At 72.8% G+C, this 17621-nt stretch carries 17 protein-coding genes; 6 read left to right on the top strand and 11 right to left on the bottom strand.

Translation table 11 applies throughout. The annotated features are described in order from the left end of the window. Positions 1-4: 4 nt before the first annotated feature. Genes QE401_RS21450 through QE401_RS21440 form a run of 3 tightly spaced genes read left to right on the top strand, consistent with a single transcriptional unit; the run spans position 5 to position 2552 of the window. Positions 5-832: a peroxidase-related enzyme gene (locus QE401_RS21450; RefSeq protein ID WP_307140127.1), complete on the top strand. Its 828-nt coding sequence runs from the start codon at positions 5-7 to the stop codon at positions 830-832. After that, the gene (locus QE401_RS21445; RefSeq protein WP_307140126.1) at positions 829-1626 is read left to right on the top strand and encodes a class II aldolase/adducin family protein; all 798 of its coding nucleotides are present in this window, start codon (positions 829-831) and stop codon (positions 1624-1626) included. The genes QE401_RS21450 and QE401_RS21445 overlap by 4 nt, the downstream gene beginning before the upstream one ends. Beyond that, positions 1623-2552, top strand: coding sequence for an ABC transporter substrate-binding protein (locus tag QE401_RS21440; RefSeq protein ID WP_307140125.1), 930 nt, complete (start codon positions 1623-1625; stop codon positions 2550-2552). The genes QE401_RS21445 and QE401_RS21440 overlap by 4 nt, the downstream gene beginning before the upstream one ends. Positions 2553-2693: 141 nt before the next feature. Here the strand turns inward: QE401_RS21440 and QE401_RS21435 are convergent, their stop codons facing one another. The 8 genes from QE401_RS21435 to QE401_RS21390 are packed head-to-tail and all read right to left on the bottom strand — an operon-like array spanning position 2694 to position 12381. Continuing rightward, positions 2694-4271, bottom strand: a complete 1578-nt coding sequence (locus tag QE401_RS21435; protein WP_307140124.1) for an ABC transporter substrate-binding protein — start codon at positions 4269-4271, stop codon at positions 2694-2696. 30 nt (positions 4272-4301) lie between these two features. Beyond that, positions 4302-5081, bottom strand: a complete 780-nt coding sequence (locus QE401_RS21430; protein WP_307140123.1) for an SDR family oxidoreductase — start codon at positions 5079-5081, stop codon at positions 4302-4304. Further along, a complete protein-coding gene (locus QE401_RS21425; protein ID WP_307140122.1) occupies positions 5069-6613 on the bottom strand; it encodes a class I adenylate-forming enzyme family protein in 1545 nt (514 codons plus the stop codon). Before QE401_RS21425 ends, QE401_RS21430 begins: the two co-directional genes overlap by 13 nt. Before the next feature lie 23 nt (positions 6614-6636). Next, a complete protein-coding gene (locus QE401_RS23115; protein ID WP_475638095.1) occupies positions 6637-8490 on the bottom strand; it encodes an ABC transporter permease subunit in 1854 nt (617 codons plus the stop codon). After that, positions 8490-10079 carry an ABC transporter substrate-binding protein gene (locus QE401_RS21405; protein WP_307140121.1) on the bottom strand — a complete coding sequence of 530 codons (1590 nt, stop codon included), beginning with the start codon at positions 10077-10079 and terminating at the stop codon, positions 8490-8492. Before QE401_RS21405 ends, QE401_RS23115 begins: the two co-directional genes overlap by 1 nt. A 13-nt stretch (positions 10080-10092) precedes the next feature. Next, positions 10093-10515, bottom strand: a complete 423-nt coding sequence (locus QE401_RS21400; protein ID WP_307140120.1) for a PaaI family thioesterase — start codon at positions 10513-10515, stop codon at positions 10093-10095. Continuing rightward, a complete protein-coding gene (locus tag QE401_RS21395) occupies positions 10512-11525 on the bottom strand; it encodes a quinone oxidoreductase family protein (RefSeq protein ID WP_307140119.1) in 1014 nt (337 codons plus the stop codon). Before QE401_RS21395 ends, QE401_RS21400 begins: the two co-directional genes overlap by 4 nt. 4 nt (positions 11526-11529) lie before the next feature. Then, positions 11530-12381 (bottom strand): VOC family protein, encoded by an 852-nt coding sequence (locus QE401_RS21390; RefSeq protein ID WP_307140118.1) that lies wholly within the window; start codon positions 12379-12381, stop codon positions 11530-11532. A 433-nt stretch (positions 12382-12814) separates the two neighbouring features. On the opposite strand from QE401_RS21390, the gene QE401_RS21385 reads away from it, so the two are divergent. Next, a complete protein-coding gene (locus QE401_RS21385) occupies positions 12815-13399 on the top strand; it encodes a hypothetical protein (RefSeq protein ID WP_307140117.1) in 585 nt (194 codons plus the stop codon). Between the two features lie 24 nt (positions 13400-13423). On the opposite strand, the gene QE401_RS21380 is transcribed toward QE401_RS21385, so the two are convergent. Then, positions 13424-13969: a MarR family winged helix-turn-helix transcriptional regulator gene (locus tag QE401_RS21380; protein ID WP_307140116.1), complete on the bottom strand. Its 546-nt coding sequence runs from the start codon at positions 13967-13969 to the stop codon at positions 13424-13426. Between the two features lie 156 nt (positions 13970-14125). Here QE401_RS21380 and QE401_RS21375 point away from each other — a divergent pair, with 156 nt between their 5' ends. Both QE401_RS21375 and QE401_RS21370 read left to right on the top strand, forming a co-directional pair. Beyond that, a complete protein-coding gene (locus QE401_RS21375; protein ID WP_307140115.1) occupies positions 14126-14935 on the top strand; it encodes an alpha/beta fold hydrolase in 810 nt (269 codons plus the stop codon). Positions 14936-15122: 187 nt separating this feature from the next. Beyond that, on the top strand, positions 15123-15863 hold the full coding sequence (locus QE401_RS21370; RefSeq protein WP_307140114.1) for an SDR family oxidoreductase: 741 nt from the start codon (positions 15123-15125) through the stop codon (positions 15861-15863). A 3-nt stretch (positions 15864-15866) separates the two neighbouring features. On the opposite strand, the gene QE401_RS21365 is transcribed toward QE401_RS21370, so the two are convergent. Next, positions 15867-16517 (bottom strand): 2-dehydro-3-deoxy-6-phosphogalactonate aldolase, encoded by a 651-nt coding sequence (locus QE401_RS21365; RefSeq protein WP_307140113.1) that lies wholly within the window; start codon positions 16515-16517, stop codon positions 15867-15869. Continuing rightward, entirely contained in the window at positions 16514-17506 is a 993-nt protein-coding gene (locus QE401_RS21360; protein ID WP_307140112.1) for a 2-dehydro-3-deoxygalactonokinase, read from the bottom strand. Before QE401_RS21360 ends, QE401_RS21365 begins: the two co-directional genes overlap by 4 nt. Between the last annotated feature and the right edge of the window lie 115 nt (positions 17507-17621).

The following is a 17621-nucleotide window of genomic DNA, read 5'->3' as shown; positions in this document are numbered from 1 at the left end:
GCCCATGCCGGAGCTGCCGGACACGGCCCCCGCCGAGACGCCGCCGATCTCCTGGCTCGACCTGCCGCCCGCCCCGCCGCCGGGCGAGGCGCTGCGGGCCCTGCTGGCGCGCAGCCGCGCGGCGCTGGGCTATCTGCGCAACGGACAGGCCGCGCTGCTGAACCGGCCCGAGCTGGTGCTGGCGCAGGACGCGCTGAGCCAGGCCGTCAACCGCAACCCGCAAAGCGGACTGAGCCCGACCGAGCGCGAGCTGATCGCCCTGGTGGTGAGCAGCGAGAATCGTTGCCAGCCCTGCGTCTTCGGCCATGCCGCGGCGCTGCGCGGGCATACCGAGGACCCGTTCTGGGTGGCGCAGGTGACGATCAACCACCGCCATGCCGGGCTGTCGGCGCGGGAGCGGGCGCTGGCCGATTACGCGCTGCGCATCACCCGCGACCCCGGCGCGCTGGAGGAGGCGGATCTCGCCCCGCTGCGCGCCGCCGGGCTGCGCGACATCGACATTCTCGATGCCGCCGCCATCGCCGCCTATTTCAACTTCAGCAACCGGCTGAACAGCGCGCTCGGCGTCGTGCCGAACCGCGAGGCCTATGACGCGCATCGCGCGGTGGAGGCGCACGCCGCGCAGCGCGCGGCCGACCATGTCTCCGCGCACCGCGCGGCCGATCATGTCTCCGCGCAGCGCACGGCCGACCATGCCTCCGCGCAGCGCACGGCCGACCATGTCTCCGCGCAGCGCGCGGCCGAACACCACACCGCGCCGCATCCGGCGACCACCCCGATCGCACAGCAGGCCACCGCCGCCGGCGGCCTGCGGGAGAGCCCGACGCCATGAACCACATCCTCAGCCAAGCCGCGCCGGCGGAAGCCTTCCCCGCCTTGCTGCGCGACGGCCCGCCGCCGCGCAGCCCCGCGGAGGAGCGGCTGCACCGCAAGCAGCGCCTGGCCGCCACCTTCCGCCTCTTCGCCCGCTACGGCTTCGACCAGGGCCTGGCCGGCCATGTCACGGCGCGCGATCCGGAGCGGCCGGACCATTTCTGGGTCAATCCGCTGGGCCGGCATTTCAGCCAGATCCGGGTCTCCGACCTGCTCCTCGTCAATCATGAGGGCGAGGTGGTGGAGGGCGACTGGCCGGTGAACCGCGCCGCCTTCGCCATCCACGCCGCCATCCATGCGGCGCGGCCGGATGTGGTGGCGGCGGCGCACACCCATTCGCTGCACGGCAAGGCCTGGGCGGCGCTGGGCCGCAAGCTGGACCCGCTGACCCAGGATTCCTGCGCCTTCTTCGAGGACCACGCGCTGTTCGACGATTTCACCGGCGTGGTGCTGGAAGTGTCGGAGGGCGAGCGCATCGCCCGCGCGCTCGGGCCGCACAAGGCGGTCATCCTGCAGAATCACGGGCTGCTCACCGCCGCCCCCTCGGTGGAGGCGGCGGCCTGGTGGTTCATCGCCTTCAATGATTCGGCGCATGCCCAGCTGCTGGCCGAGGCCGCCGGCACGCCGCGCCCGATCGCGCCGGAGACGGCGCGGCTGACCGCCCAGCAGGTGGGCAGCGCCAAGGGCGGGCTGCTGAGCTTCCAGCCGCTCTGGGAGAAGATCATCCGCGAGGAGCCGGAGCTGCTGCAATGAGCCACACCCCCCTGCCCCGCCGCGCCCTGCTGGCCGGCGCCGCGCTGCTCGCCAGCCCCGCCGTGCTGCGCGCCCAGACGCCGGTGCTGCGCGTCGCCAACCAGCGCGGCGGGCTGCGCTCGCTGCTGGAGGCCTCGGGCCTGGCGAGCGACCTGCCCTTCCGCATCGAATGGTATGAATTCCCCGCCGCCCAGCCGCTGCTGGAGGCGCTGAACGCCTATGCCATCGATGTGGGATCAATGGGCGATCTGAACTTCTTCAACGTCTTCTCCTCCGGCGCGCCGATCAAGGCGATCAGCGCCACACGCTCCGACGGCGCCTCGCAGGCGGTGGTGGCGCGGCCGGGGGCGGGCATCGCCGATGCCGCGGGGCTGCGCGGCAAGCGCATCGCCGCGGCGCGCGGAGGCTGGACCCACTACTCCCTGCTGCGCATCCTGGAGAAACAGGGCCTCGCCCCCGGCGATGTCAGCATCGCCTGGCTGCTGCCGGCCGATGCGGCGCTGGCGCTGCGCAGCGGCGCGGTGGATGCCTGGTCGGTCTGGGAGCCCTTCACCTCGCTGGAGATCCTGGAATTCCAGGCCAGCCTGGTGGCCGATGCGCGGGGGCTGACGCCGAGCGCCAGCTTCCTCGCCGCGCATGACCACGCGCTGCGCGACAAGGCGCCGCTGCTGAAGGAACTGTCCGACCGCGTGGCGCGCGGCTGGGACTGGGCGCGCGGCAACATCCCCGACTATGCGCGCGCCACCGCCACGCTGCTGCGCCAGCCGGTGCCGGTGCTGGAGCGCGCCTACCGGGTGAACGACACCCGCGCCATCCCAATCGACGAGGCCGCCATCGCCGAATGGCAGGAGGCGGCGGACAAGGCGCAGGGCTTCGGTGTCATCCCGCGCCCGCTGAAGGTGGCCGAGGCGATCCACCGGCTGTGATCCGACCCCATGGCGGGCATCCGCCACGGGCCCTGCCGCGCCGCCGGGCGGCGATCCATGTCCCTCGGACAGGATCGTCGCCCGGCGGTTTGTGTCATGGGGCGCGGCGGGACGGCCGGCGCAGGGCGCCGGCCCGGGCCCTCAGCCGCGGCGGATGTTCCAGAAGATCGGCACGCCCTCCAGCCGGTCCTGCAGCTCGGCCCGCAGCGCGGTGCGCGGGCGGCCGGTGCCGGTCGGGATGTAGCAGACCTCCTCCAGCGCCACGCGCTGGATGTCGCGCGCGATGGCGCGCCGCCCGGCCTCGTCCGGCGCGTCGAACCATTGCTCGCGCAGCCGCTCCAGCTCGGGGATGGTCGGCCAGCCCAGATAGCCCTCGGTGCCATTGCCGCGCAGCAGCGGGTGGCTGGCCGGGTCGGCGAAATCATAGGCGGTGAAGCCGGAGAAAAAGGCGGACCAGCCGCCGCGCTCCAGCGGCTCGCGGCTGTTGCGTCGCTGCAGCAGCGTGCCCCAGTCGGATTGCGCGAAATCCAGCGCGAAGCCGAGCCGGCTGAAGAGATCCGCCGCCACCGGCCCGCGCGCGGCGATGGAGGGGATGTCGGTGGCGCCGAGCAGCCGTGCCGGCGCGCCCTCGGCGCCCGCCTCGCGCAGCGCGGCGCGCGCGGTGGCGATGTCCTGCGGGTCGCGCACCCATTCCAGCCCGGCATCGCTCGCCATCGGCGTGCCGGGGGTGAAGACGCCGGTGCCGGTGCGCCAGAAATCCGGATCCGTGCCGTAATCGGCGATCAGGAAATCCTCCTGCCGCGTCGCCCGCAGCACCGCCTGGCGCACCCGCTTGTCGTTGAAGGGCGGGTGCAGGTGGTTCAGCCGCAGGAAGCCGTTGCTACCGGCGGAATCCAGCGCCTCGACCCGGATGCGGCGATTGCGCGCGAAAAGCTGCGTCAGTTCGAATTCCGGCTGCTCAAACCAGTCGATCTCGCCCGCCTGCAGCGCCGCCGAGGAGGTGCCGCCATCGGTGATGATGCGCCATTCGACCCGCTCGAAGAAGGCGCGCTTGGGGCCGGCGACGAAGCTCGGCTCGCCGTCGGGGCGCGGCACATAGCCGGCATGGCGCTCATACACCGCGCGGTCGCCGGAGATGAACTCATCCGCCTTGAAGCGGTAGGGGCCGGAGCCGGTGGCGTCGGTGATCTGGGTGAAGGCGTCGGTGCGCGCCACCCGCTCCGGCATGACGAACATCGGCTGGCCGGACAGCGCCAGGGCGTTGGTCAGCAGGGGGAAGGGCTTGCGCAGGCGGAAGACGATGCGCGTGTCGTCGGCGGCGGACAGTTCCTCCGTCACGCTCAGCAGCTTCTGGCCATAGGGCACGCGCTGGCCCCAGCGGCGGATCGAGGCCACCGCGTCGCGCGCCAGCACCTTCTCCCCATCATGGAAGCGCAGGCCTTCGCGCAGGGTGATGATCCAGCGCAGCCCATCCTCCTCCACCACATGCCCGGCGGCCATCTGCGGCTGCACCTGGAAGCGGCGATCGGTGGCGTAGAGCGTGTCATAGACCAGGTAGCCATGGTTGCGCGCGACATGCGCGGAGGTCCAGACCGGGTCGATGGCGCTGAGATTGGCCTGCGGCACGAAGCGCAGCACGCGGGCGCGGCTGTCCTGCGCCACAGCGGGGCGGGCCAGGCTGAGCGCGGCGGAAGCCGCCAGGAAATGGCGTCGGTTCATCATGGCGATCCTGTCGGGAAAAGGCGGGCGCTACAGCCGCTGGCCGCCGCTGGCGTCGATGCTCTGCCCGGTCACCCAGCCGCCCTCGGGCGAGGCCAGGAAGGCGACCACGCCGGCGATGTCCTGTGGCGTGCCGACGCGGCCGAGGGCGATGCCCTGCGCCGTCACCCGGCTCTGCACCGGGTCGCGCGCGGCCGGGTTCATGTCGGTGGCGGTGGCGCCGGGCAGCACGGCGTTGACGGTGATGCCGCGGGCGCCGAGCTGCTGCGCCAGCAGCCGCGTCAGCGCCTCCAGCCCCGCCTTGGCGGGGGCATAGGCCGCCATGCCGGGAAAGGCGGCGCGCGTGCCCATGGAGGAGATGTTGATGATGCGCCCGCCATCCTTCAGCCGCGGCAGGGCGCCCTGGATCAGGAAGAAGGGCGCGCGCAGATTGACCTGCAGCAGCCGGTCGAACTCCGCCTCGCTCACCTGCTCGATGGTCTGACGGCCGCTGCCGACCCCGGCATTGTTGACCAGGATGTCCAGCGCCTCGTCGCCCCAGTGCTGCCGCTGCAGCGGCGCCAGGCGGTCATGGAAGCGGCGCAGCGCCTCGGGCTCGGCGAGGTCGGCCTGGAAGGCGAAGGCGCGGCCGCCGGCCTCGCGGATCTCCGCCACCACCGCCTCCGCCGCTGCTTCGGCGGCAGCGTAATGCACCACCACCGCGGCGCCGCCGGCGGCCAGGCGCAGCGCGATGGCGCGGCCGATGCCACGGCTGGCGCCGGTGACCAGCGCCACGCGGCCGGCCAGCGGCGCCGGGTTCAGCGCGCCCATGTGCCGGCCGCCTCCCGCGCCCGCGCCTCGGCGATCAGCGCCGCGCGGTCCACCTTGTTGGTGCCGGCCCAGGGCAGCTCGGCCAGGAAGGCGATGCGGCGCGGATGCTGGTAGGCCGGGCCGCGCTCCAGCGCGAAACGCTTCACCGCCTCGGCCGAGGGCGCGGCGCCGGGGCGCGCCACCAGGAAGGCCACCGGTACCTGGCCGCGCTCCTCATCCGGCAGCGGCACGACGCTGGCCTGCTGGATGGCGGGATGCGCCTCCAGCAGCTTCTCCACCTCGGCCGGGTAGATGTTCTCGCCGGAGCAGACGAACATGTCGTCGGCGCGGCCGACGAAATAGTAGAATCCATCGGCATCGCGGCGCATCAGATCGCCGCTGTCATACCAGCCATCCTGCAGCACGCGGGCGCTGCGCTCGGGCAGATTGTGGTAGCCGGCCATCACCGCGGGGTTGCGCATCCACAGCACGCCCTCCTCCGGCGTGGCCCCGCCCACCAGCTTCACCTCACCCCCCGCCACCGGATAACCCAGCGCCAGGGGCGGCGCCGGCCGGCCATCGGGATGCGGGCCGAACACCGCCGGCCCGGCCTCGGTGGTGCCATAGCCATGGCCGATCTGGGCGTGCGGGAAGGTGGCGCGCAGCCGCTCGATCAGCCCGAGCGTCAGCGGCGCGGAGCCGAGGCCGATGCGGCGCAGCGCCGAGAAATCATGCCGCGCCAGAAGTTCCGCCTCCTTCACCACGCGGGCGAACATGGTGGGCACGGCGGTCAGGGTGGTGACGCGCCATTCCGCCAGCGCCTCGGTATAGGCGCGGGTCTCGAAGGCGGGCAGCACCACCAGCGAGGCATTGCTGGCGAAGACCGTCTTGGTCATGAACAGCCCGTTCATGTGGAACAGTGGCTGCGCCAGGATGTAGCGCTCCGCCTCGCCGCCCGGCTGCAGCCGGGTGGACAGCGCCCAGAGCTGCCCAGCATGGCTCAGCGGCACGCCCTTGGGCCGGCCGGTGGAGCCCGAGGTGTAGAGCATCTGGCCGATCTCCTGCGGCCCGGCCGTCACGGCCTCGAAGCGCGCCGGGCGGATCAGCACGGGCCAGCCCGCCGGATCGTCGAAATCGATCACCGGCAAGGCGCGGTCGAGCAGCGGGCGCCGCGCCGCATCGGCGAAGGCCAGCGCCACGCCGGCATCCTGCAGCACATAGTCGATGGTCTCGCGCGGCAGCTTGATGTTCACCGGCACCGCCACCAGCCCGGCCCGCATGATGCCGAAATAGGCGATGATGTATTCGGCGCGGTTCAGCGCCAGGATGGCGACACGCTGGCCGCGGCGCAGGCCGCGCTGCAGCAGGTGCTGCGCCACGCCATCGGCCAGCGCATCGACCTCGCCATGGGTGTAGCGCCGCGCCGTGCCGGGCTCGCGCAGATCGATCAGCGCTAGGCGCTGCGGGTCGAGGCCGCGGTCGGCGAGTTCGCCCAGATTGCGCCAGCGCGCGGCGATGGGCGCGGCGGCGGGCGCGGAGAGGGTGTCGGTCATGTCGGGTTCCTCCGGGCGCGCGCTCAATGGCGGCCCAGCCGGGGGTTCAGCGCGTCGTTCAGCCCGTCCCCCACCAGGTTCAGCGCCAGCACCATCAGCATGATGGCGACCCCGGGCAGGGCGCAGATGTACCAGGCGGTGCGGATCAGCGTCCGCCCCTCCCCCACCAGCCGGCCCCAGCTGGCGATGTTGGGGTCGCCGAGACCCAGGAAGGAGACGGAGGATTCGTAGAGGATGGCGGCGGCGACGGTGAGCGAGGCCAGCACCACCACCGGCGGCAGGGCGTTGGGCAGGATCTCGCGCGCCAGGATCTGCCAGGGGCGCATGCCGAGCACGCGGCAGGCCTCGACGAATTCGCGGTTGCGCAGTGTCATCACCTCGGCCCGCGTCAGCCGCGCGATCTGCGTCCAGGAGACGATGCCGACGGCGAGCGTGATGTTGGCGATGGTGCCGCCCAGGATGGAGACGATGGAGAGCACGAAGACCAGCCCCGGCACCACCTGGAACAGCTCGGTGAAGCGCATCAGCGCCTCATCCACCCAGCGGCCGCACCATGCGGCGGTGGCGCCGATGGTGACGCCGATCAGCGTGGCGGTGAGGCTGGCGCAGAGCCCGATCAGCAGCGAGGCGCGCGCGCCATGCGCCAGCATGGCGGCAATGTCGCGCCCCATGGAATCGGTGCCCAGCGGGAAGCGCGGATCGAGGAAGGGCCAGATCTCCGGCCGGCCGACGATGCGCAGCGGGTTGCGCGGATAGTACCAGGGCGCCAGCAGCGCCACGATGGCCAGCAGCAGCAGCACGGCGGCGCCGATGAGCGCGGCGCGGTTGCGGGCGAAGCGGCGCAGCAGCCCGGCGCGCGGGCGCGGCGCGCCGGCGCCGGCCGGGGAGAGGACGGTCGCGGACATGCTCAGCGCCCCCGGATGCGCGGGTCGAGCCGCTGATAGGCGGCATCTACCACGATATTGGCGAGGATGACGAGCAGCGCGCTGAACACCATCACGCCCAGCACCACCGGGTAGTTGCGGCTGGAGACGCTGTCGAGCAGCAGGCTGCCGATGCCGGGCCAGGAGAACACCGTCTCCACCACCACGCTGCCGCCGAGCATGGTGGCCGAGCTGCAGGCCGAGCAGGGTGACGATGGGCAGCAGGGCGTTGCGCAGCACATGCCGCGTCACCACCCGCCAGCCCGGCAGGCCCTTGGCGCGGGCGGTGCGCACATGATCCTGGTGCAGCACCTCCAGCATCGAGGCCCGCATGACGCGGGCATAGACGGCAGCGTAGAACAGGCCAAGCGCCATGGCCGGCAGCAGCAGGTGGCGCAGCACGTCGAGCGCTGTGGCGAGGGCACCACCGACGCCGCCCAGAGTCGCCATGCCGCCCACCGGCAGCCAGCCCAGCTTCACCGAGAACAGCACGGTGAGCATGATGCCGAGCCAGAAGCTGGGGGCGGCGAAGAAGAACACCGCGGCGAAGGACAGGAGATTGTCCCACAGCGTGTTCACCTTCACCGCCGCGATGACTCCCGCAGTGACGCCGAGCAGCGCCGCCACCAGGATGCTGGCCAGCATCAGCAGCAGCGTCGCCGGCAGATGCGCCAGGATCACCTCCAGCACCGGCATGTTCTGCCGGTAGGAGAAGCCGAGATCGAGCCGCGCCACCGCGCCGATATAGCGCAGCAGCTGCATCCAGGCCGGCTGGTCCATGCCATAGGTGACGCGCAGCCGCTCGATCAGCGCCGGGTCGGAGACCTGCTGCTCCGCCGTCATCACGTCGAGGAAGCTGCCCGGCGCCAGCTGGATCAGCACGAAATTCAGCACCACGACGCCGAGGACCAGCGGCACGCCCTGGGCCAGGCGGCGCAGCGGCAGCGGCAGCATCAGCCATCCACCCAGAGATCGGCCCAGCTCTCGCCGATCTGGTTGGCATAGAGGCTGTGGTTGCGCACCCCCTTGCGCGCCACGGTGAAGGACTCGAATTCCACCAGCGGGGTGTGCGGCACCTCGGTCGCCGCCAGCCGGGCAAAGTCGTGCGCCAAAGTCTTGCGCCGCGCCTCGTCGGTCTCGACCGCCAGCCGGCCGACGACATCATCCATGGCCGGCAGCGAGAAGCCGGTGGCGTTGCGGAAGGCGGCGCCCTTCACGATGCCGTCGCTGGTGAAGTACTGCGTCACCACCGGCACCGGCTCGATCGGCGCGGTGTAGTTGGAGACGGCGATGTCGTAGTCGTAATCGGTGTAGATGCGCTTCAGCGAGGTGGCGCGGTCCGGCACCGCCAGCGTCACCGCGATGTCGAGATCCTCCAGCGCCTGCTTCAGGTACTGGCCGATCTTCACATTCTCCTCGAACCAGCCGGCGGCGACCAGGCTGATGGCGAAGCGCCCGCCACGCCGCTTCGGCAGCCCGGCCGCGTCCAGCAGCCGCGCCGCGCGCTCGGGGTCGAAGGCATAGGTCGGCACATCGGCCGAGAAGAACACGCCATTGCCGCTGTGGATCGGCGAGACACCCGGCCGGGCGCGGCCGAAATACACCGTATCGGCGATGAACTGCCGGTCGATGCCGTGCAGGATGGCCTGGCGCACCTCGCGCCGCTTCACCGGGTCGCGCCGCTGGTTGAACTCCACCGTCGAGCACCAGCTGGCGGTCTGGTAGCCATCCGTGCTGGCGATGAAATTGCCGCCGCGCACCAGCCGGTCCACCTCCGGCGGCGGCACCGGGTTGGACAGGCCGAGATCCAGCGCCCCCGCCTCGAAGGCCGCGGCGCGCGAGGCCGGGTCGCGCCACCAGCGGATGAACAGCCGGTCGAGATAGGGCTTGCCGGCATCCCAGTAATTCTCGTTGCGGGCGTATTCGACATGGCTGCCGCGCACCCATTCCTTCACCACCCAGGGCCCGGTGCCGATCGGCCGGTTGTTGGCCGGGTTGGTGATGATGTCGCGCCCGGCATAGACATGCTTCGGGATCACCTGCGCGAACTGGCTGGCCAAAGTGGAGCGGAAGAAGAATTCCGGCACCGGCGAGGAAAAGCGCAGCACCACCGCGTGGCTGCCCTCGGCCTCCACGCCCTCCAGCGCCTTCAGCGCCACGCCGAGGGCGATCGGCTTCCACAGCTCCTGCACCGTGAAGACCACATCCTCGGCGGTGAAGGGGCGGCCATCATGCCAGGTGACACCCTGCCGCAGCACCACACGGTAGCTGCGGAAATCGGCCGAGGGCTCGATGGCGGTGGCCAGCACCGGCTGGAAGCGCAGATCGGCGGTGTAGGCCAGCAGCCGCTCCAGCACCTTGGTCGAGGTCATGAAGGGGCTGGAGCCGCCACCGCCCGGCACGAACAGCGCCTGCGGCTCAAACCCGCCCCAGCTGGCGGTGAGCGAGCCGCCGCGGCGCGGCGCCTGGGCCAGGGCCGGCAGGCCGCTGGCGGTGACAAGGCCGGCGGAAGCGGCCAGCAGGAAGCGGCGGGAGAGTGTCATGGCGCGTCCTTTCTCAGCCCGGCTTCTCGGCCGTGGCATAGGTGCCGCGGCCGATGGCGAGCAGCCGGCCCGCCTCGTCGAAGACATCGACATCGGCGGTGCCGACGCTGCGGCCGTTGCGGCGCACGCGGGCGGTGGCGACCAGGGCGGTGTTGATGGCCGGGCGGAGGTAATCCACCCGGAAATTGATGGTGGGCAGCCCGCGCCCCAGCAGCATGCCGAGGGCGAAATCCCCCACCGTGTCGATCACGGCGGCGATCGGCCCGCCATGCCACTGGCCGGTGCCGGCGGCGCGCTCGAATTCCGGGCGGAAGGGGGCGTGCATGGTGATCTCGCCCTTCTCCAGATCGGCCGAGACCACGCGCAGCCCCGAGAAGGCGATGAAGGGCGAGGCGTCGAGCTTGGCCTGCACCTGCTCCGGCGTCAGCCTGCTCATGGCGTCACCACCACCTTGCCGATGACCTGGCGGTCCTCGATCTGGCGCAGCGCCTCGGCCCCCTGCTCCAGCGGATAGGTGCGGTCGATCACCGCCTGCAGCCGGCCGCTGCCGACCAGGTCCAGCAGGGTGTGGATGTCCGGCGTGTCCCAGCCATTGGAGCCGCGGATCTGCAGCTCGAAGGTCCAGATGAAGCGCAGATCCTCGGCCGGGTCGTAGCCGGCGGTGGCGCCGCAGGTCAGCAGCCTGCCGCCATTGCGCAGCGTGCGCAGCGAGCGCACCCAGGTGTCGCCGCCGGTGTAGTTCACCACCACATCGACGCCGCCGCCCCTGGCGCCGCGCCGCCGCGCCGGCTTGCCGTGGCGCTCCTGCACTTCCTTCAGGAAATCCGTCTCGGTGTAGAGGATGATCTCGTCGGCGCCGAGGGCGCGCAGCCGCTCGCCCTTCTCGGCGCTGCCGGCGCAGGCGATGACATGGGCGCCGGCGAGCTTCGCCAGCTGCACGCAGCAGACGCCGACACCGCCGCTGGCGCCCAGCACCAGCACCTTCTCGCCGGCCTGCACCTGGCCCACCGCCTGCATCATGCGCAGCGCCGTGCCATAGGCGACCGGCAGCGCCGCCGCCTGCTCGAAGCTGACCGTGTCGGGCAGGCGGATCAGCTGATGCGCCTTGGCGCGGCACAGCTCGGCCAGGCCGCCATGCTCGGTCTCGCCCATCAGCCCGCCATCGACGCGGTTGATCGGGTCGACCAGCACGCGGTCGCCGACCGCCCAGCCTTCCACCCCCTCGCCCAGGGCGGCGATCTCGCCGGCCACGTCGAGGCCGATGATGACCGGGAATTTCAGCCGGATGCCGGGCATGCCGCGGCGCGTGAAGACGTCGTGATAATTCAGCGAGGAGGCGCGCACGCGCAGCACCACCTCCCCCGGCCCCGCCACGGGATCGGGGAAATCGCTCTCCAGGCGCAGCTTCTCCAGCCCGCCATGTTCGCGCAGCACCAGGGCCTTCATGCGCTCAGCCCTCCGCCGGCTGGAAGGCCAGGGCGAGGCCCGCGGCCTCCGCCGCCGGCACCACCAGCCGGCCGCCGCGCTCGGCGAGGCCGGCGATGCCGGCGCCGCGCAGCCGCTCCGCCAGCCCGTCCAGCCGGCCGGAGACCAGGCCCAGCGCCACCATGCGGTCGCTGCCATCCGGCTGCACCGGGGCGGCATCGCCGAAGCGCTCGGCCACGGCCTCGGGGCTCAGCAGCAGGATGCGGGCGGTGTCGGTGGCCAGGGCCAGGCCGCCCGGCACCGGCTGCAGCGCCGCCGCGCCGAATAGCGCGCGATAGGGCGCCGCCGTGGCGTCGGGGTCGCGGCTGGCGATGACGAATTCGGCGATGCCGCGCGCGCCATTGGCATGGCCGCGCCATTCGTCGCGCCAGACCAGTTCCGGCGTCTCATGGTGGCAGAAGAAGATCCGGCCATTGCGGATCGCGGGATCCTGCAGCGTGGCGGTGCGGAAGCGCGCATCGGCCTCGCCCTCGGCGGTGCGCACCGGGCGGTGGAAGACATTGTCGGGGCCCACCGGCACGCCGCGCCCGCGCAGCGCCTCGAAGAAGCCCGGCTCGGGCAGCGGCTTGAAGACCAGCCCGCTCAGCCCGTCGGGATAGTGCCAGAGATCGGCGCGCTGCTGCGCCCGGCCCGGCTCGAAGCCCAGCAGCTCCAGATAATCCTGCCCGAAGATCGCCAGGTGGTTGCTGGAGCCGAGCGAGTGGTGCCCACGCTCGGTCAGCGCGAAGCCGAGCCGCCTGTACTGCGCCGCCGCCTCGTCCAGCCGGTCCCTGACGGTGATGACAACATGATCGATGCGGGGAGGTATCTGGCCCATCGCTTATCACCCGAAGTTTCGTGAATCTCAGAATGCACATTTCTAATTCGCTTAATAGGCCAAAAAATGTGCGGGGAGCAGACCTCAACCACGATCACCAATAATGAATCCGGTTCCATTCCAGGCCGCGGGCGCGCGGCGCCGCCGCTGCGGGTGCGGCTCGGCCCGGGCGCCGGCATCCGGCGCCCGGCTGTGGCCGCGCCGGCGTGAGGGTCGCGACAGGACTCGGAAAGCGCAGCGCAGCACTGCATCGAAGAGCGATACCGCGCTCGGCGGCAACCGGGCTGGTCGGCGCAGCCGGCGGCCCACGCGAATCCACGCAGCTGCTCCGCTATAGGTCCGAAAAAATCCGCACGGGGATCGGCCTTTACCCGCTCCCCTTGGCGTCGCGGCCCGGCCGGGGCATCACGGCGCCTGGCCAAGGAGAGCGGCGATGCAGCCCGGACCGTCCCGACCGAGATTCCCGCAGGACAGCCTGCTGGCCGCCCTGCTGGGCGAGGCGGCGCCGCGCGACCTGCGCCGCGCGGCGCAGCGCCTGCGCGCCGAGGGCGGGCACGCCGTGGCGGTGGAGGAGGAGATCGCCGGGCTGGCGCAGGGCCTGGCGCAATCCGAGGTGTCGCGCAGCCCGGCCGTGGCCGAGGCGCTGCCGCCGATCTTCTGGATGGAGATGCGGGAGGAGGATGCCGCGGGTCAGGAGCGGCGCCAGGGCTGGCTGGTGGAGCGCCGGCCGAACGGCTTCTCCGCCCGCCAGTTCCGCATCGCCGGCGGGGCGGAGGCGGTGCCGGAGGCGCTGGACAGCGCCCTGCTGACCTTCGGCGCCGCCCCGGCCGCGGAGGATGCCGAAACCCGCCGCCTGCGCGGCCTGGTCACGGCGCTGGGCCTGCCGGAGCTGCTGGCGCAGATGGGCGAGAGCTCCCCCATCCTGCTGCTGCCGGCCGAGGCGCCGGGCGCGGCGGCGGGGCTGCTGCGCGGCCTGCGGCTGTCCATCGCCACCACGCCGGAGGCGGCGCCGGGCTGAGCCGGGCTGTCGGCCGCCCGGCGCTCAGTCGCCGGGCTGCACCTCGCCCGGCTTGCCGTTGCCGGGGGCGACCTCCCAGCCGCCGATATGGCGGTAGATGGCGTCGCGCAGCCGCTTCACCTCGCCATTGAGGTCGCCCAGCGCGCCCATGGACTGGCCGGAGGCGGCCAGCAGCCGGTCGCCCAGGCAGGTGGCGCGGCGCCGCACCGCCTCGCCCGCCTCGGTCAGCGCCACCATCACCTGGCGCTCATTGGCCGGGTTGCGCGCGCGCCGCACCAGCCCGGCCCCCTCCAGCCGCTTCAGCAGCGGGGTCAGGGTGCTGGATTCGAGGGCCAGCTGCTCGGCGATGCCGCCCACCGTCTGCTGCCCCTCGCGCGCCAGCACGTTCAGCACCAGATATTGCGGGTAGGTCAGCCCCAGCTCGTCCAGCAGCGGCTTGTAGGCTCGCTGGATGGCGATGCCCGCCGAATAGATGGCGTAGCAGAGCTGCTCCTCCAGCGGCGGCGGGCCCTTCTCATTCCCGGTCATGGCGCGCGGCACCTCCTCGGCATAACGAAATCGCGAGGACATATATCGCGATAATTTTGCGCTCGACAAGCACCGCGTCACGCGCCATGTTTTGGTTATCGCGATAATGATTATCGCGGACAATATGGAGGGAGCCGCCCCGCCTTTCCGGCCGGAGGCTCCGCCGCCGATCTGACCCATTCCAGGAAGGAGCTTCCCATGAGCCTTGATCGCCGCACCGCCCTCGCCGCCGCCCTGGCCGCCGCCGCCCTGCCGGTCGCCGCCTCGGCCCAGGGCCGGAACCAGGGGGGCAACAACGCCGCCACGGCCCCCGGCCCGGTCCGCAATGTCGTGCTGGTGCATGGCGCCTTCGCCGATGGCTCGGGCTGGCGCGGGGTGCATAACCTGCTGACGCAGCGCGGCTACCGCGTCAGCATCGTGCAGAACCCGCTCACCTCGCTGGCCGACGATGTCGCCGCCACCCGCCGCGTCATCGAGCGCGCCGATGGCCCGGTCATCCTGGTCGGCCATAGCTGGGGCGGCACCGTCATCACCGAGGCCGGCGCCGACCCCAAGGTGGCGGGGCTGGTCTATGTCTCGGCCTTCTCCCCGGATGTGGGGGAGACGACGGCGCAGCAATATGAGGGCTACGGCATCCCCGCCGAATTCGTCATCGACACCCATGCCGACGGCTTCGGCTTCCTGCGGCCGGAGAATTTCAAGGCCGGCTTCGCCGCCGATCTCAGCGATGCCGACGCCGCCTTCCTGCGCGACTCCCAGGTGCCGATCGCCATGTCCGCCTTCAGCGCCCCCACCACCCGGGCGGCCTGGCGCGACCGGCCGAGCTGGGCGGTGATCGCCACCGAGGACAAGGCGATCCATCCGCGCATGCTGCGCGCCATGGCCAGCCGCATCGGCGCGCAGGTGACCGAGGTCGCGGCCAGCCATGTGCCCTTCGTGAGCCAGCCGCAGGCGGTGGCCGGGGTGATCGAGCAGGCGGCCCAGGGCAGCGCCCGCCCGGCGCGCTGAGCCCCTGGCCGGCGGGCGGCGGGCACCGTGATGGTGGCCGCCGCCCGCGCCCTGCCCCGCCGCCCTCGCCATTGTGCGGCATTCCCGAACACTCCTGCCGGGTTGTGCCCGATGATCCGCCCGGCGCGGCGGCGTAGATCAGGCGCGGCACCGCCCCGATGGCGGCCCCAGCGACAGGAGACCCCCCATGTCCCAGAGCGGATCCCGCATTGCCCTCGTCACCGGCGCCTCGCGCGGCATCGGCGCCGCCATCGCCGAACGGCTGGGCCGCGACGGCTATGGCGTCGTGGTCAACTATGCCGGCAGCGCCGGCGCCGCGGCCGAGGTGGTGGCGCGGATCGAGGCGGCGGGCGGCCGCGCCCTGGCCGTCCAGGCCGATGTGGCCGATGCCGCCGCCGTGGCGCGGCTGTTCGACACGGCCGAAGAGACCTTCGGTGGCCTGGACGTGCTGGTGAACAATGCCGGCATCATGGCGCTCTCCCCGCTGGCCGAGGCCGAGGACGCCCAGTTCGACCGGCAGGTCGATGTCAATCTGCGCGGCACCTTCCACACGCTGCGCCAGGCGGCGAAGCGGCTGCGGCCGGGCGGGCGCATCGTCAATTTCTCCACCAGCGTCGTCGGGCTGAAGCTCGAAAGCTACGGGATCTATGCCGCCACCAAGGCGGCGGTGGAGACGCTGACGGCGATCCTGGCCAAGGAGCTGCGCGGCCGCGGCATCACCGTCAACGCCATCGCCCCCGGCCCCACCGCCACCGATCTGTTCCTGACCGGCAAGCCGGAGGAGCTGGTGCAGCGCATGGCGAAGATGGCGCCGCTGGAGCGGCTGGGCACGCCGGAGGACATCGCCGCCGCCGTCGCCTTCCTGGCCGGGCCGGATGGCGGCTGGATCAACGGCCAGGTGCTGCGCGCCAATGGCGGCGTGGTCTGAGCCTCAGCCCTCCGGCAGCGCCGCCCAGGCAGCGCGGAAGGCGGCCGCGCGCTCGGCGATCTCCGCCACCGCCATGCCGGGCGCGTAGAGCGCCGAGCCCAGGCCGAAGCCCGCCGCCCCCGCCGCCCGGAACGGCGCCATGCCCTGCGGCGTGATGCCGCCCACCGGCAGCAGCCTGGTGCCCCTGGGCAGCACGGCGCGCATCGCCTTCAGCACCGGCGGCGTCACCAGCTCGGCCGGGAACAGCTTCAGCGCGGTGGCGCCGGCGGCGAGCGCGGCGAAGGCCTCGGTCGGTGTCGCGACGCCCGGGGTGCAGAGCAGCCCGGCCCGCGCCGCCGCGCCGATCACCGCAATGTCGGCATGCGGCATCACCACCAGCTCGGCGCCCAGCCGCGCCAGCTCCGCCACCTCGGCCTCCCGCGTCACCGTGCCGGCGCCGACCAGCGCATCCTGCGGCAGGGCGCGGCGGATGGCGGCGATGCTGTCGAAAGGTTCCGGCGAGTTCAGCGGCACCTCGATCAGCCGGAAGCCGGCCGCGTAGAGGGCGGTCGCCACCGGTTCGGCCTCCGCGGGCGTCAGCCCGCGCAGGATGGCGATCAGCGGCAGCGCGGCCAGCGCCGCGTCGAAGCGACCGGCATGGGGGGAGGCGGTCATGGCGCGGGCTCCTGCGGCGGGGCATCGGGGGCGGGCGGCACCAGCCCGGCGGCGGCGGCGAAGCCGAACAGCCCGGCGGGCGCGGTGTTGCCGAGCAGCAGCGCCGGCGGCGCGCCGAAATCCCGCAGCGCCGCCGCGTAGCGGGCGCAGAGCGCGGCCTCGCCGATCAGCGCCAGCGTCTCCCCCTCGCCCGCCGCGCGCGCCAGGCCGGAGACCAGCTCATGCCCGATCAGCAGGCCGGAGAGGAAATCGGCCAGCGCCGCCGGCGGCAGCTGCCCGGTCAGGCCGAGGCTGCGGGCGGCGAAGATCTGGTGCGGCAGATCGCCGGGCCCGCTGTCGCGCGCCATGCGCAGCCCGCGCGCGAAACCGGCCTCCGCCTGGTCGGGCGGGGCGGCTGTGTCGGGCATCAGCCGGCCCAGCAGCGAGTGGCGGCGCAGCACGGCGAACAGCTCGCCGGTCATGTAGGTCGAGAATCCGGTGATGCGGCCATCCCGCAGCGACACCCATTTGCTGTGGGTGCCCGGCATGACGAAACGCGCCGCGCCGCGCAGCGCGGGATGCCCAGCCAGCGCGCCGGCCAGCTGGATCTCCTCGCCGCGCATCACATCCGGCGCGGCCTCCCCTTGGGCGGGCAGCAGCACGCCGGGGGCGATCAGGATGCGCGCGCCCGGCGCCTCCACCGCCACCGCGCCCTGCGCCAGGCTGGCCAGGTCGGCGGGGCATTCGACATAGGGCGCCTCGCGCCAGCCCTGGGCGCTGCCGACCATGCCGCCCGCCACCACGGGCAGGCCGGGCCAGCGCGCCAGCCAGGCGCCGCATTCGGCGGTGAAGATGTCGGCGAAGCCCTCCGGCCCCGGGCGCGGCAGGGCGGTGATGCCCGGGCCGCCCTCGCGCCGCGCCAGCACGGCGCCGCCGGCGCCCATCAGGAAGGCGCGCAGGCTGGAAGTGCCCCAGTCGAGAGCGATCAGCACGGGATCGGCATGCGGCATCGGTGGATCCTGCCCGGCGGCGCGGCGGGCGCCGGGCGGCGACGCGCCCTGCCCGCCCCGGCCCGATGGACCGCGCGCGCAGGCGCCGGGCGCCGCCCCTTCGCCCGGCTTCCTG

Origin of the sequence: Pseudoroseomonas cervicalis (genome assembly GCF_030818485.1) — a bacterium.
GTDB lineage: Bacteria > Pseudomonadota > Alphaproteobacteria > Acetobacterales > Acetobacteraceae > Pseudoroseomonas > Pseudoroseomonas cervicalis_A.
The sequence above is the reverse complement of the archived record's forward strand: the minus strand, read 5'-3'. Positions and strand labels throughout refer to the sequence as shown.

Excerpts from the sequence above, each read along its gene's own strand:
- QE401_RS21360 (WP_307140112.1), bottom strand. The coding sequence starts at position 17,506 with ATGCCGCATGCCGATCCCGTGCTGATCGCTCTCGACTGGGGCACTTCC.
- QE401_RS21370 (WP_307140114.1), top strand. The coding sequence starts at position 15,123 with ATGTCCCAGAGCGGATCCCGCATTGCCCTCGTCACCGGCGCCTCGCGC.
- QE401_RS21405 (WP_307140121.1), bottom strand. The coding sequence starts at position 10,079 with ATGACACTCTCCCGCCGCTTCCTGCTGGCCGCTTCCGCCGGCCTTGTC.
- QE401_RS21385 (WP_307140117.1), top strand. The coding sequence starts at position 12,815 with ATGCAGCCCGGACCGTCCCGACCGAGATTCCCGCAGGACAGCCTGCTG.
- QE401_RS21445 (WP_307140126.1), top strand. The coding sequence starts at position 829 with ATGAACCACATCCTCAGCCAAGCCGCGCCGGCGGAAGCCTTCCCCGCC.
- QE401_RS21380 (WP_307140116.1), bottom strand. The coding sequence starts at position 13,969 with ATGTCCTCGCGATTTCGTTATGCCGAGGAGGTGCCGCGCGCCATGACC.
- QE401_RS23115 (WP_475638095.1), bottom strand. The coding sequence starts at position 8,490 with ATGCTGCCGCTGCCGCTGCGCCGCCTGGCCCAGGGCGTGCCGCTGGTC.
- QE401_RS21375 (WP_307140115.1), top strand. The coding sequence starts at position 14,126 with ATGAGCCTTGATCGCCGCACCGCCCTCGCCGCCGCCCTGGCCGCCGCC.
- QE401_RS21400 (WP_307140120.1), bottom strand. The coding sequence starts at position 10,515 with ATGAGCAGGCTGACGCCGGAGCAGGTGCAGGCCAAGCTCGACGCCTCG.
- QE401_RS21395 (WP_307140119.1), bottom strand. The coding sequence starts at position 11,525 with ATGAAGGCCCTGGTGCTGCGCGAACATGGCGGGCTGGAGAAGCTGCGC.
- QE401_RS21435 (WP_307140124.1), bottom strand. The coding sequence starts at position 4,271 with ATGAACCGACGCCATTTCCTGGCGGCTTCCGCCGCGCTCAGCCTGGCC.
- QE401_RS21365 (WP_307140113.1), bottom strand. The coding sequence starts at position 16,517 with ATGACCGCCTCCCCCCATGCCGGTCGCTTCGACGCGGCGCTGGCCGCG.
- QE401_RS21390 (WP_307140118.1), bottom strand. The coding sequence starts at position 12,381 with ATGGGCCAGATACCTCCCCGCATCGATCATGTTGTCATCACCGTCAGG.
- QE401_RS21440 (WP_307140125.1), top strand. The coding sequence starts at position 1,623 with ATGAGCCACACCCCCCTGCCCCGCCGCGCCCTGCTGGCCGGCGCCGCG.
- QE401_RS21425 (WP_307140122.1), bottom strand. The coding sequence starts at position 6,613 with ATGACCGACACCCTCTCCGCGCCCGCCGCCGCGCCCATCGCCGCGCGC.
- QE401_RS21450 (WP_307140127.1), top strand. The coding sequence starts at position 5 with ATGCCGGAGCTGCCGGACACGGCCCCCGCCGAGACGCCGCCGATCTCC.
- QE401_RS21430 (WP_307140123.1), bottom strand. The coding sequence starts at position 5,081 with ATGGGCGCGCTGAACCCGGCGCCGCTGGCCGGCCGCGTGGCGCTGGTC.